The sequence below is a fragment of the Desulfosporosinus sp. HMP52 genome (assembly GCF_000765145.1).
Lineage (GTDB): Bacteria > Bacillota > Desulfitobacteriia > Desulfitobacteriales > Desulfitobacteriaceae > Desulfosporosinus.
In genome coordinates, this window is the sequence record NZ_JMGA01000024.1 from 80,498 (window position 1) to 93,535 (window position 13,038).

The 13,038-nt window shown below is 40.8% G+C and carries 13 protein-coding genes and 2 pseudogenes; 5 read left to right on the top strand and 10 right to left on the bottom strand.

Annotated elements, in window-relative coordinates; all coding sequences use genetic code 11:
• Nucleotides 1–6 precede the first annotated feature (6 nt).
• The gene (locus DP73_RS11080) at nucleotides 7–1,164 is read left to right on the top strand and encodes an anti-sigma factor domain-containing protein (RefSeq protein WP_052090575.1); all 1,158 of its coding nucleotides are present in this window, start codon (nucleotides 7–9) and stop codon (nucleotides 1,162–1,164) included.
• A 145-nt stretch (nucleotides 1,165–1,309) separates the two neighbouring features.
• Here the strand turns inward: DP73_RS11080 and DP73_RS11085 are convergent, their stop codons facing one another.
• A complete protein-coding gene (locus tag DP73_RS11085) occupies nucleotides 1,310–1,519 on the bottom strand; it encodes a hypothetical protein (protein ID WP_034599508.1) in 210 nt (69 codons plus the stop codon).
• Between the two features lie 421 nt (nucleotides 1,520–1,940).
• Here DP73_RS11085 and DP73_RS11090 point away from each other — a divergent pair, with 421 nt between their 5' ends.
• The 4 genes from DP73_RS11090 to DP73_RS11105 all read left to right on the top strand — a co-directional run bounded on the left by DP73_RS11090 (nucleotide 1,941) and on the right by DP73_RS11105 (nucleotide 5,769).
• Nucleotides 1,941–2,261, top strand: coding sequence for a hypothetical protein (locus DP73_RS11090; RefSeq protein ID WP_034599509.1), 321 nt, complete (start codon nucleotides 1,941–1,943; stop codon nucleotides 2,259–2,261).
• A 93-nt stretch (nucleotides 2,262–2,354) separates the two neighbouring features.
• Complete coding sequence (locus DP73_RS11095; protein WP_052090577.1) at nucleotides 2,355–3,590, top strand: hypothetical protein; 1,236 nt, start codon at nucleotides 2,355–2,357, stop codon at nucleotides 3,588–3,590.
• Between the two features lie 669 nt (nucleotides 3,591–4,259).
• Nucleotides 4,260–4,859, top strand: a complete 600-nt coding sequence (locus tag DP73_RS11100; RefSeq protein ID WP_034599510.1) for a type IV toxin-antitoxin system AbiEi family antitoxin domain-containing protein — start codon at nucleotides 4,260–4,262, stop codon at nucleotides 4,857–4,859.
• Nucleotide 4,860: 1 nt separating this feature from the next.
• Nucleotides 4,861–5,769: a nucleotidyl transferase AbiEii/AbiGii toxin family protein gene (locus DP73_RS11105; protein WP_034599511.1), complete on the top strand. Its 909-nt coding sequence runs from the start codon at nucleotides 4,861–4,863 to the stop codon at nucleotides 5,767–5,769.
• A 342-nt stretch (nucleotides 5,770–6,111) separates the two neighbouring features.
• Here DP73_RS11105 and DP73_RS11110 read toward each other — a convergent pair whose 3' ends face one another.
• From DP73_RS11110 to DP73_RS11140, 9 genes and pseudogenes are all read right to left on the bottom strand, one after another.
• Nucleotides 6,112–6,390 (bottom strand): hypothetical protein, encoded by a 279-nt coding sequence (locus DP73_RS11110; RefSeq protein ID WP_034599513.1) that lies wholly within the window; start codon nucleotides 6,388–6,390, stop codon nucleotides 6,112–6,114.
• Nucleotides 6,391–7,135: 745 nt separating this feature from the next.
• Nucleotides 7,136–7,402, bottom strand: a complete 267-nt coding sequence (locus DP73_RS11115; RefSeq protein ID WP_034599515.1) for a transposase — start codon at nucleotides 7,400–7,402, stop codon at nucleotides 7,136–7,138.
• A 133-nt stretch (nucleotides 7,403–7,535) separates the two neighbouring features.
• Nucleotides 7,536–7,976, bottom strand: coding sequence for a DUF2812 domain-containing protein (locus DP73_RS11120; RefSeq protein ID WP_052090578.1), 441 nt, complete (start codon nucleotides 7,974–7,976; stop codon nucleotides 7,536–7,538).
• 181 nt (nucleotides 7,977–8,157) lie between these two features.
• A pseudogene (locus DP73_RS23065) lies at nucleotides 8,158–8,316 on the bottom strand (PEP/pyruvate-binding domain-containing protein); the annotation flags it as partial.
• Nucleotides 8,317–8,514: 198 nt separating this feature from the next.
• The gene (locus DP73_RS11125) at nucleotides 8,515–8,745 is read right to left on the bottom strand and encodes a hypothetical protein (protein WP_034599516.1); all 231 of its coding nucleotides are present in this window, start codon (nucleotides 8,743–8,745) and stop codon (nucleotides 8,515–8,517) included.
• A 107-nt stretch (nucleotides 8,746–8,852) separates the two neighbouring features.
• Entirely contained in the window at nucleotides 8,853–9,749 is an 897-nt protein-coding gene (locus DP73_RS11130) for a DUF1385 domain-containing protein (RefSeq protein ID WP_034599517.1), read from the bottom strand.
• A 554-nt stretch (nucleotides 9,750–10,303) separates the two neighbouring features.
• Complete coding sequence (locus DP73_RS11135; protein ID WP_034599518.1) at nucleotides 10,304–11,761, bottom strand: Ig-like domain-containing protein; 1,458 nt, start codon at nucleotides 11,759–11,761, stop codon at nucleotides 10,304–10,306.
• 323 nt (nucleotides 11,762–12,084) lie between these two features.
• Nucleotides 12,085–12,225: pseudogene (locus tag DP73_RS22555) on the bottom strand (NlpC/P60 family protein); the annotation flags it as partial.
• A 199-nt stretch (nucleotides 12,226–12,424) separates the two neighbouring features.
• Nucleotides 12,425–12,679, bottom strand: a complete 255-nt coding sequence (locus DP73_RS11140; protein WP_034599519.1) for a membrane protein — start codon at nucleotides 12,677–12,679, stop codon at nucleotides 12,425–12,427.
• Nucleotides 12,680–13,038: the final 359 nt, after the last annotated feature.

Below are 13,038 nucleotides of genomic sequence, written 5' to 3' on the forward strand. Positions count from 1 at the left end.
GCAAAAATGGAGAAAACCAAAGGGATTGTGATGCGGACTTCGTCAAAGGTTACTGTCATCTTCACGAAAAAAGGTGACTTTTTAGAAATTCCTACTCCAAAAGAGCCACCTGTTGTCGGTCAGACTATTGAAGTCGATTTAAACCCGAAGCGATTATCTGTGCTGCACAACTCCGCCTTGAAGTATGCAGCTACAGCAGCAGTATTATTGCTTGTTCTCAGCATCAGTATTATTTCCCTCTTATTTATTCCGAATATGGCAGTAGCCTCGGTCGCTCTGGATATTAATAAAGGCATAGAGCTTTTGATCAACAAAGAGGGCAAAGTTATTAAAGTACAAGATGTCAATGGTGGTTCAGGTATAATGGAAGGAATATCTATCAAGGGGCTGGATGTCTATCAAGCCGTTGATTTAATCGTGGAAAACGCCAACAACCAGGGAACTTTAAACGAGACTCAAAACCTGGTCCTAGCCAGCGTGGTACCGATCAATAAGTGGGGAACCCAAATTATTGATACAGAAAAACTTAGAAGCTCCATCCGTGCTGAAATGACTCGCAGGAACCTGTCCGGAAGTGTGGTTGTGGGTCAAACGAACCGGAAAATCCAACAGGAAGCCAAGCAACAGGGAATGACAGTTAACAGTTATTTAATATATGATCGATGCGAAGAGAAAGGTATAGCTGTTCAACCTGATACCCTCCGTAATGATGCCCAAAAAGCTCTGGTGGATGCGAATGTTAGTGTAGCTACCCTTTTTCCTGAAGAGAGTTTTGAAGTAAGAGCACAAAATTGGATAGATTACTCCACAGATGCCAAGCAAGAGCCGACTGTTCAAAATGGCCCAGAATATGAACATCCTTCAAATATGGAATCAAACACTACAGAGAACCATAGTTATATGGACCGTTCCGAGAGCCAAAACTGGTCATCCGGCAGCAGCTCCGGCAACTGGAGTGCACCTACGGCTTCCATCAGTCCTCCTGTAAATCAACCTCCGCAAGGAACATCCCCTGATTGGAGCAAACCGACTTCCGGCCAAGTTTCCCCTGACAACAAGATGCCGGAAAGTTCCTCATCGCAACAACCTACAACCCCTTCCTATAACGAAGATCGGGATCATGAAAATCCAGATGAGGAAGAGCACGACTATTATAATAATTAAACCCAGTCTAATTGGCGCCAGAATTCAGGTGAGCACTCGGAGTGGGATAGAAACGGCACGTGGTAATAAAACCACTCAGATAGAAAAACACGGGGAAGCCTCAATTGGTCCTCCCCGTGTTTTTCTTAATTTGACAAAACCGCTTTTACCACATTCCTCCGTAATAACCGCAACAGCCGTAACCATAACCATAACCATAACCTGGAGCCTGCTGCCCAGGTTGACTTGGGTCTGCCGGTTGTGCCATCCAGTATCCTTGCGGATAGCCTGGTGCTGCAGAGGCAATAGGTGCCCCTACCGTAAGTAAAGCAACACTTACTAAAAGAACTCGGGCTATTTTCGATAATTTTTTCATTTCGTTTCCCCCTCTCTACATTGCTAAGCTAAGTATAAAGTTATTACTTTACGCCAACGTCACAGATTCTTAACATTTTTGTTAAATAGTCCGGTATGTTGATCACTAAGGGGTTCAGTTTTGGAGTGGAAAATTCATTTTAGCGCCCTCTTTAGCGGTAAATATCAGCATGAAGATAGCACAAATTAAAACTCTGGAGGCCTTGCAAATAGCGGGGTCTCTTTTGAATTCGCAGATTTTTAACATAGTTTTAGCAAAAAATTAGCATTAGAATTATTTATTTCTACTGATAAAGATTTGCTAAAATCTTGCGATTCGCTATGTTAAAAATATGCTAAAATGGTGCTAGAAATTTGCTATTCCTGTTTATTTGGGCTCAAAAATGTCAAGCATATAAGTATGAACTATAGGAGGCTTTACCTTGGAAATCGTTCTATTGAAACCTAAAGACCTTGAAGAAAAAGCCGTTACACTTACCTTATCGGAGCGAACGGCTAGACTTCTGCAATTTTATTCTGAATACTGCAAGCGCAACCAGGATGATATTGTTGACCATTACTTAGAAGAGATTTTTAGACTAGACCAGAAGTTTCAAGCTTGGGGAACAACTAAGAGAAACAATAAAGTATTCATGAAACTCATTTCTGAAATCGCTTCAATTGAGGGTTATGATTCAGAAATCGAGGACATATTTGAGAATCATAGTGGCGACCAGATACATAATGAGGCAGATAATGGCTAATTTCAAACGATTGGCTTGCAATGCTGATGATTTAGTTCAAATTCAAGAACCACTTACCCCAGAGCAAATTAAACAAAGAGACATCGATTATGAATGATGAGCAATACCAAGTTTAATGCAAAGCATCGAGTTATACTTAGACACGATGCTTTTACTCCTATTGCATTTACGCTTAAAGGACAAAAATATTCAATACAGTTCAATCATTGTACGAATCCATTTTGTCGTTGGTACGGAGACAATCAATCCGAACTATGGCGAATAAACGTTAGAGGCAAAAGACGTTACAAATACAAACTTAACGGCCAACCCTTTATCGATGGCGATCGACGGATTGTTTGTAACGAGGACTCATTAACTCCTGGGGCATCCGGAGGGTGCGGAACAAGACCGATATCAACTTGGAGTGTAGCAGAAGAAATAAAGAGGCTTGTGACGTTAAATACGGTTCTAGACTTAGAGCCCGATTATAAATTTCATAAGGAGGTTTGTGATTTCGAGGGTGCAACCCCGTTTGATGGCTCAAAATCCTTTTACCCTCACGGTAAAAGTAAAACAAATTCCGAACGGTTTAAATGCAAGTCGTGTGGCAAAGTCACGAACATCTTGCCGAAAAGAGAACAGGCCTACAGTTATCACCAACAGCGCAATGAGATTCTGCCCACATTAGCAGCAATGCTCATTAACAGGGTTCCAGTACGCAGAGCCTGTGAGATATTGGCTATTGGTTCTCAGACGTACTATGACAAGATGGAGTACGTTTACATGCGTTGCTTAGAATTCCTTGAAAAACACGAGGCGAAGCCTTTATCTATCAAGACCTTTGACAAACTCTGGATTAACTCTGATATCTTTGTATATTATTTGAATAACAACCGGCACAAGTTCGCCGGAGACAATAAGGCCGTTCGCAAAGAAGACTTTAGAAAGATGCAAACCCGTTGTATTGTCTCTGGTGACATTCACTCACGCTATATCTTCCGGGTCGACCTAGCCTACGATTGGGACATTACCATGGATCAGCTTGAAAAGGATACCCAAGCCTACAAGTGCGACCACTTGGAGCGAAGCGAAAGGAAAAACGCCCGTCTGGAAATCTCGTACACTCCTCAATCCCCAACGACTTTTGATAAACTCGATCTGGCAACACTCGCCCATGTTACGCACGAATATAACGGCGAAAAACTAGCGATAAAGACCCGATTTGATTATGTACCAGGATTACATATTTCAACGAACTATACTGCTCTAGCGCACTTTTGGCTCGGAACGACCTTTGGTAACCGCAAACGTTTAGCCCTTGTCGTAGGTACTAAGGGAATATTCTGATGCCCAAGAGAAGATTCGTTACTGGCGCGAAGACCATGGCCTCCAAGAGATAAGCGATTATAAAGTTGGTATCGAGCTGTTGGCTGAACAACTAAAAAGGACGAAGTTCTTTGATCCAGTAGGGATATACGCCGCCTAATCTGCTGCATAAAAGTATCTGTTGGTCGGTTGTTAACCTGCATGAGTAGCTTAGCTAAATCATGTTCAGTCAAATGCCGATAGGTCAGTTAAAATGCCAAGTTCCCGATAGCCTATATCGTGAAATGCTAAAGGGTGTGTAATAAAATCATCGGTTCGTACTGCCCTTTTATAGCCTGAGCTATCGGTCACAGAGAGCCGATAAAAAGAGCTATATCTATTCAAATTACAGCCCTAAGTACGCCCAATTTCTAGTGACCATCTTGAGGACTTACTATAATTTTTGTACTGGGAAACGACTCAGAACTGGGGAAATCGTAACGCCGGCCATGAAACTGGGGATTGCAGATAGGCCCTATGAATGGAAAGATATCCTTTATTTTAAGTAATAGGTTTTTAAATATGATATTTCTCTAAAATTCGTCACTAACTTGACGCATTTTGCAAAAAAATGCGTATGTTTATTGCAGTTAATTATTTACAATATGCTTAATGCCTCTTATAATCTACTTAGGAAGAGGTGTTTTTACTATGGAAAATTCTCATTTTGAAGAACTGAAAAGAATATTTAAAAACAACAATGGTATCGCAGAAAGAAATGATTTTGCCGATATTCATTATAGACATATTAATAAGCTTATGAAGCAAGGCACTGTAATTCGTCTCAAACGTGGCCTTTATCAATGGGTTGACGGAATGGAGAATGACGAGGTTGAGGTACTATTTAAACTACTTCCAGAGTCAATTTTATCGATGGAAAGTGCTTTACACTATTATGAATATACTGACCGTACCCCTGACCATTGGACAATATCTGTAAATCGAAATATCAATAAGAATAAGCTTAAAATTGTCTATCCTCCAATTAAACCATACTATGTAGACCCAAATTTGCTGGAACTTGGTTTGACACTAGGAAAAATTAATGAAATTCCAGTACGTATTTACAACAAAGAACGGACTATTTGCGATATACTGAAATACGTAAACAAGATGGACAGGGAAATTGTTAATAAAGCAATTCAAGCTTATATTAAAGACCCTCAAAAGAACATCCCTCTACTACTTGATTATGGTAAAAATTTAAAGATTTCAAAAAAAATACAAATGTGGCTTGGAGTGTGGTTTTAAATTGGATAAGGGGCAATCAGTTTTAGACAAATTAAGAAATAAAGCTCGTAATGAAGGTAAAAGCGCACAAAAATTATTACAACTCTTTTGCCAAGAGGAATTCTTAAGACGACTGGAACATTCAGTGTATTACAATAACTTTATCTTAAAAGGTGGTCTCCTCCTATATTGTTTAAGTGAATTTCGAAGTCGCCCTACAATGGACATAGATTTTGAAATGCGGTATTTATCTAATACTGCTGAAAACATTGCAAAGATTATCATGGAAATTCTATCTGCAGAAACTGAAAACGATTTTATTTCTTTTGAATTATTGAAGACCGGGTTAATCACAGAACAAAAAGAATATCACGGGATAAGGATTAATCTTCGTGCTCATATAAAAAACACTCGAACTCCTTTTCATATAGACTTGGGAGTTGGTGATGTAATTATTCCTAACCCAGAACCACGCGAGCTTCCAACGCAGTTAGATGAATTTGAAAAACCAAAAGTTTTAACCTATTCATTAGAATCCACTATTGCCGAAAAATTTGAAGCTATTATATCTCTGATGGAACTAAGCAGTCGGATGAAAGATTATTACGACATCTACTTTCTTGCTAGTTCATATACCTTTGATGCGAGAAAACTTCAGGAAGCAGTTTGTGAAACCCTAAAAACTCGTGGTACGAGCTACGAATCAAATACCCTTGATAAAGTAAGAGTTTTTCAAGAGGACAAAGACATGAATCAAAAATGGAGAAATTTCACTAAAACACTTGAAACAAACATAGGATTCGTTGAGGTAATCGAAACACTATACGCTTTCATGCTCCCTATTTTTAATGCAATTATTAAGGAACGCGAAATATTTGGAACATGGAATCCCCATAATAATAGCTACGAAAAATGTAATAAGGTGATATAACAAGGCTTTCAGTATTGACTATGCTGCAAACCCTTTATTATGCCTCTCTTAAAAATAACCTAAATTAAATATATTACATCTCTTCAAAGGGGAGCGTCACTTGTGGCACTCCCCTTTGACTTACTAAAAACCGCTCTTTCGCGGTGTGTAGCCGGTTATTTCTCTGCTGAAATCATGCGATTAGTTATGCTAGGAATGTGCTAGAATCCTGCTATTTAGGGTGCTATTTTTAAAATTCCAAAACTGAACCCCTTATGTTGATCACTAAGCTTTTACAGTTGATGCATCATTCTTTGCTTGGATGGAAAAATGCATTTTATCAATCCATTTTATTATCGCAATTTACCAGCACCACCAATTTTTATAGGCATTATTCCAGCCACTATTGCGAGGACTATTATACCAATAATATTTAGGCTGATTCTTGGGATTCATCTGACTGTACCACGATCCACTCACATCAGGGTTAGCTGGCCTTACATCGGGTTTAAGCTGAGCTTGGTACAGGCTAGCAATAGGGGCTTGCTGCCAAAGACTGGGTGCTGTAAATGCTCTTGATAGAAAAAGAACTGTAAGAAATAGAGCAATAACAATAAATATCAATAATGCCTTCTTCTTCATTGTAGTCCCTCCATTTTTGATCCATAAATAGATTCTACCTTATGAGGATTACATAAAGTTAACGTATTATTAACATTTTTGTTAAAATACCTTTATGTGCTATCCCAGCAGATTTTTAGTCCACAAAGCTAGAATCTTCATTCATGATCTATATACATAAGGATCAACAATTTTACTCAATTCTTGTTCGTGTTCTTTTTCCTTATTGTCCTAAGTGAAAAAGTATGACAGGCGCTCATTGTAAGCGTTTGTCCTACTCTATCCTTATCTTTTTACCAGCCATGTCCGGTTCGGCTACCACCCATATTGGTATTACGGCTCTCGTTATGATTAGAGTTATAACCATTTTTGTTCATAGTATTTGTGCTTTTACTCGTAGTGACACGAAGTTGATTGGTTGAACGTATTCCATTGTTTGGCTCATTTCGCTATGTGTCATAATTGTAGGGGTTTGCCGGAATTATATTATGCGAAGAAAACAAATAAGGAAACTGAGGAAGGAAAATAAGCAGGATGGGTATGACGAATATTAACTACATTATGGATATGACGAAATCGTTTTTAGATGGAGAAATCGACTACATAAGTTTTTATCTAGACTTTCCCTATGAGGTAGAAAAGCGTTATCGAAAAATGGTTCGGGAAGACAGAGATCAGGGGGCCCATGGCCCGGGTCGATTACAATTGTCTTTCCAAGCGGTGTGCTTCCATAATTCAAAGCGTTCTATTTCTGATTTTTCGCGAATTAGGCTACCGCCTTTTTTAAGATAGCATTTTCCTCTCTCAAATCCATGATTTCCTTACGCAACCTGCGAAGCTCTTCATCAGCTTCAGGTAGGTGACCGCTACCAGGAAATGCGTTATTACCATGCTTGCTGAACTTGTTTATCCATCTGTGTAATGCGTTAGGACTTAAATCTAACTCACGAGCTGCCTCAGCAACAGGTTTTCCACTTTCCTTCACGTGAGTAACAGTCATTAACTTATAGTCCTTATCAAACTTAGTTTTCATATGGATACCTCTGTTAATTAATTTTTTCACACGTTCTAAGTGTCCATAAAACCTCGTAAGGTCACGTCATGCTTTTCTTCCTTACTGAATTCTTTTAAATAAGAAAAAAACATTGGTGTAAACAAAATTACAATCAGCCAATTAACAATAGAAACGTATATATTGAATAACCATTCTTACTTCCTACTATTAATCCAATAATTACATTTAATATAGCTAATATAAGATTGAGGAAGCCAAAAATTCCAACCAAGCTTGCTACCTTTTTATCACGCTTAATACACGAGCTATAATCAGAATTCAAATCAAAGGGCCCATCTTTTGATTTCTTCCTGAAATAAAACCATCTCGAATACGTACTGACGCATTCAACGCCTGTTTCCTCCATTAATTCAATATATGCTTTACTTTCGGGATATGAGGGTAATTGATCGAGAAGTTCAAGCTTGTAGATATATTCTCCAGGCGTCCCTTCTTTAAATAAATATCTTGCAAAAGAGTAATCAACAAAATTTAACCCCTTTGCAGTCATATCATTCAGCCATTTTTCTTCTTTTTCAAAGTTGACAAACAATTTTCATACTACAGATTTGACAGCACATCCCCCTTTGCTATTCTTTTACCGGAGGTTATGGACGATAAACTACTCCCCCAAGATGATGGAAGTCTAGGTAGCATTCTGCTATTTTTGCTGATAGTTCGATAAAGTGGCAGCACCAGCCACAACTAATGCGCCAATTTTCCTCAGTAGGGTTTGATACAAGTGCCTCGCCCAGTCCAAACCCAGCATCGATAGAAACCGTATACCGATGTCCTGTAATTGGGTCTGCTGTAAACATAATTCCGTACACGTCAGGAAATACCATCCGCTGCACCACGACAGACAAGAATACAGACCGATGCTCGAATCTGTTACTACTTTACCAATATCGTGCAAAGTGCCGAAACACCCCGGACGAGTCTACTCACGGGGGTACCGGTGGAAACTGTTCCAAGGGCACGACTTTTTTCACTCTAAATCCCCCTCTTCCACCCATGAAATAGTACCACCTAGTGCATGCAATAAAATGATTAAAATTAACACTTTAATCACTTGAGTTCTCCTCTCTCCACTAGCTTATTTTCATCAGGCCGCCATCCGTACTAATCGTATACACTGTTACCTTGTTTTCGCAGACTTTAAACTCAGTACAACAGTCTGCGCAGAAATACTGATTCTTGCCGATAATTCTTACCGCCCGGCTCCGGCACTGAATGCATTGTATTTGTTTCTCGAAAGAGCCCCTGATTCGTTTTACTTGATGCGTAATCTTCACTTTTTCCGACTTGGCTTTTTCGCCCATCTTTTCACCTTCTCCCTTTAAATTCGGTAAACATATATAAGAACCCGAGAACCTATTCGCCGAAAAAATACACATAATGAAATCTATCTAGCTTTCACATCCCAAAATCACGTTAGTTCCTGACCTGAATCCAAAACGCCTTTCAATGCAGCCAGCGCGACCTCAAGCTGCGCATCGTCTGGCTCTCTTGTGGTTAATTTCTGTAATAATAAACCTGGAACAATCAGCCAGCGAAACCACGGTGATTCTAAATGCCGTGAAGAGAATTTCAGGATCTCATAAGCTATCCCCGCAACTAAAGGCATAAGAAGCATGCGAGAAAGTAAGCGCCACCATAAGGGGTGCAGTCCCACAAATGCGAATACCAAGATGCTTACAACAACCACAATTAAAAGGAAACTTGTCCCACAGCGCGGATGCAACCTGGAAAACCGGCGCGCATTCTCTACCGTCAGCTCTTCCCCTGCTTCATAGGTGAAAATTGCTTTATGTTCTGCCCCATGATATTGAAATACCCGCTGGATATCTTTAAGCCGAGAAATCACCAGGATATAAAGGAAAAACACAACGAGCCGTATTGCCCCCTCCAAAAGATTCTGCCACACGACCCCAGAAATCTTTCCTCGGAGCAAATGGGCCATTCCTGTAGGCAATCCGACAAAAAGCAGAAGTCCCAGGCCAAAAGCTAACCCTATGGTCAACGCTAATTCCCAAAATCCAAGTTCTGTTTCACTACTCTCTTCTCCGACCTCTTCCCCTCCCATTGAACGGCTAGCTGAAAAGGTCAAGGCCCGCGTTCCTAGAATCAGAGAATCCACTAGTGCTACAAACCCTCGAAGCAGTGGTAATTTAAAAATAGGTTTTCTCGCCCATGCATTAATCTCCAAACGCGTAACCTCAATCTCGCCCTTTGGTAACCTGACCGCAATAGCACTCTCACGAGGTCCACGCATCATTACCCCTTCTATAACGGCTTGACCGCCATATTGGACCGGCCTACCCATCTCTCGTCCTCCTCACCTCTGAATAGACTCTCGACATTTGCCGAGCCTGTCGGGACAAGGGTTTCCTGACCCAACTTTGTAGATTCAACCCTTGGTACCCAAGGGTTTGGCAATCAACTTACTAAGATGTTATGTTTAAGTAAGTGTAAATTTTTTCATAAGTCCCCTATCTTTTTCCTAAAAGGATTTACCCTCTCCTTTCAATGTTGTTAAACAAAGTATAGAGTTTTCATTTAACGCCCACATCACACATTCTTAACATTTTTGTGAGATAGTCTGCTATTTGATAATCATGGTTATCGGCAAGCCCATATGACCATGATTTTAGTTCACAAAATTAGAATTTTCCTCAATTCGTTATCTATATTCAGAAGTATGATCAACAATTTTTCGATTCTTGTTTATTGTTCATTTCCATACCGTCTTAAGTGAAAAAGTAGGACATGCGCTCATTGTAAGCCTTTGTCCTACTCTAGCCTTATCTCTTACCCAGTCCATGTTACTGGACTGCCTTAATTTGTTTCAGCCCAGTTAAAACTAATACAATTGATTTATTATTCGTGCCCAGATCGGCTGCCAGACATATGATTCCCACCCATATTGGTATTACTGTTCTCGTTATGATTAGAGTTATACCCATTTCCGTTCATAGTATTTGTTCTTTTATTCACACTGGATGGTTGAGCACTTTGGCGCGGTTGAGTGTTATGCCGTTGCTGATCTTGATGGAAATTTTTATTAGAATGCCATTGTTGGTCATTATTGCAGAAATATTGACTGTTTTGTCCTGGGGTAACAGTTGCAGGCGGTACAGCTGGAGCTGCTGGCGCGGCTACTGTGGCACTCACGGCGTTACTCACAGTCTTCTCTGGTGCTGAGGCTGTTATCGAAAGTACATCCCCTTCGAATAGGGTTACTCCACTGTTCATAGTCACAGTGTATACACCTGTGGTATTAGATATTGCGGTGCCAATTTCCGTTCCACTTCTCTTAACGCTTACCGTTGCACCTGCTTCAGCAGTTCCCATAATCATGGTGTACCCAGCTCTGACCGTTCCCCTTACTGTCGGTTGTGTTGTTTGTTCTTGAATTAGTGCTGCAGATACCGTGACACTCACGGCGTTACTCTCAGTCTTGCCGAGCGTTATAGCTGTTATCGAAAGCGCGTCACCTTCGACTAGGGTTACTCCACTATTCCAAGTCACAGTGTAGGCACCTGTAGTTCCATCAGCTGTCGCTGCACCAATTTCCGTTCCGCTTCTCTTGACGCTTACCGTTGCACCCGCTTCAGCAGTTCCTGAAATCGCGGTGTCCCCAGCTTTGACCGTTCCTGTGACGGAGGGTTGCGCTGTTTGGTCTTGAACTACTGCTGCAGCTACTGTTACACTCACGGCGTTACTTTCGGTCTTGCCAGGTGCTGTGGCAGTTAACGAAAGTACTTCAGCTTCGACCAGGGTTACTCCACTGTTCAAAGTCACCGTGTAGGCACCTGTAGTTCCATCAGCTGTCGCAGTGCCAATTTCCGTTCCACTTCTCTTGACGCTTACCATTGCCCCAGCTTCAGTAGTTCCTGAAATCGCGGTGTCCCCAGCTCTGACCGTTCCTGTGACGGCGAGTTGCGCTGTTTGGCCTAGTGCTACAGATACCGTGATACTCGTGGCGTTACTCTCGGTCGCGCCGAGTGTGGCAGTTATAGAAAGTACTTCAGCTTCGACTAGGGTTACTCCACTGTTCAAAGTCACCGTGTAGGCACCTGTCGTTCCATCAGCTGTCGCAGTGCCAATTTCCGTTCCACTTCTCTTGACGCTTACCGTTGCCCCAGCTTCAGCAGTTCCTGAAATCGCGGTGTCCCCAGCTCTGACCGTTCCTGTGACGGCGGGTTGCGCTGTTTGGGTTTGGACTATCGTTGTATCTACCGTTGCTGATGTAGCAGCATTAACTGCTACTACCGTTCCCATTATCAGCCCAAGTGACAATGTACTTACCATTAGCGTATTTTTTAAACTTTTCATCAATATCATCCTTCCTCAAACTAATTACTAAAATCCATAAATCGACTACAATGCGCTTGCTTTTTTGATCTTGCTTCGTTCTTCTTTTTCAATGACCACCCCCTGTCTTCAGTAAGTTATTCGCAACAGTGTCTTCTATTTTAAGGGTAGCTTTTAAAAAATAATAAGTAAAAGTATGTATTATTTTCCCAATTCGTAATTTACAAATTTTCAGCGCAAGAAAAACTTCTATTAAATGAAGGGGAGCAGTATTTCTACCCGAACCCCTCCATCCCTTCGATTCGTAGCGGATATCTTCCCCCCGTGTTGCTCATATTCACTCTTTAAAAAACTCGCCGGGCACCAATATAAACGGCTTTCCAGTACGGTCCAATCACATAGACCGTAACCCCTTTAGACGACGAAGCATTGATGAATTGCCCATCGCCGAGATAAATACCGTCATGACTTACTACACCGTCACCAGTAAACGCAGGGACTCAGGTTGACAACGAAAGTGAAAAAATTAATAATAAGAGCACAAAGATAATTCTGTTTTTCATTCTTCTGTTCCATCCTTTCAAGATTAGCATCTCACAGGTAACGGAATCTTTGAAAGAAACTGGTATAACTAATTAATTGCATTTCCGGTTTATAGTATTGAAATGATTTCTGGTGCCGCTGTTACTGCAGCAACTCTTTTTTCCGCTTTTGATATTCTTTCAAATCAATCTCACCACAGGCATAACGTCCAAGTAAAACATCTAAGGCCTTATCTTGTTCGACAATCCGACGCGTAAGAACCCGAGAACCTATCCACCGAACTAAATTAATAATTAAGGCAATCAATACTATCCAAAAAAGTAATTGGATTGCCATCCTTAGTATCCCCATCCCCCAAAATCCGTCGCTAAAAAATGAACCCCAACCGCCAAGCATAATTCACTCCTCCTTTCCGTGAACTTTCCATTAAAACAGCCACAATAAGCAAGCGGGAAAATTTCAACGTTGTTAAGCTAAGTATAGAGGTTTCATTTTACGCCCACGTCACATTTTCTTAACATTTTTGTTAACGTAGCCTGCTGGACTGTCAAAACTGCAACTTGATAGATTAACTGAATACAGCCGTCAGTTGCATTAGAATCTCTTTAAAGGGTTTGTTTAATGTGAGTGTAGCTCGGGTTATATTAATCAATTCCGAGACACCCACTTCTTTAAGTGGGTGTTCCGATTTCTTCTTCGGTGGGGGTAGAATCCCCTACCGAAGCCCCGGTGTTCAGCTTTAGCTGAACGAGTTC

Bases quoted from the DNA above. Each gene is read 5' to 3' on its own strand.
- DP73_RS11110 (WP_034599513.1), bottom strand. From the start codon at position 6,390: ATGAAGAAGAAGGCATTATTGATATTTATTGTTATTGCTCTATTTCTT.
- DP73_RS11140 (WP_034599519.1), bottom strand. From the start codon at position 12,679: ATGCTTGGCGGTTGGGGTTCATTTTTTAGCGACGGATTTTGGGGGATG.
- DP73_RS11115 (WP_034599515.1), bottom strand. From the start codon at position 7,402: ATGAAAACTAAGTTTGATAAGGACTATAAGTTAATGACTGTTACTCAC.
- DP73_RS11100 (WP_034599510.1), top strand. From the start codon at position 4,260: ATGGAAAATTCTCATTTTGAAGAACTGAAAAGAATATTTAAAAACAAC.
- DP73_RS11130 (WP_034599517.1), bottom strand. From the start codon at position 9,749: ATGGGTAGGCCGGTCCAATATGGCGGTCAAGCCGTTATAGAAGGGGTA.
- DP73_RS11095 (WP_052090577.1), top strand. From the start codon at position 2,355: ATGATGAGCAATACCAAGTTTAATGCAAAGCATCGAGTTATACTTAGA.
- DP73_RS11085 (WP_034599508.1), bottom strand. From the start codon at position 1,519: ATGAAAAAATTATCGAAAATAGCCCGAGTTCTTTTAGTAAGTGTTGCT.
- DP73_RS11080 (WP_052090575.1), top strand. From the start codon at position 7: ATGGAGAAAACCAAAGGGATTGTGATGCGGACTTCGTCAAAGGTTACT.
- DP73_RS11135 (WP_034599518.1), bottom strand. From the start codon at position 11,761: ATGAAAAGTTTAAAAAATACGCTAATGGTAAGTACATTGTCACTTGGG.
- DP73_RS11125 (WP_034599516.1), bottom strand. From the start codon at position 8,745: ATGGGCGAAAAAGCCAAGTCGGAAAAAGTGAAGATTACGCATCAAGTA.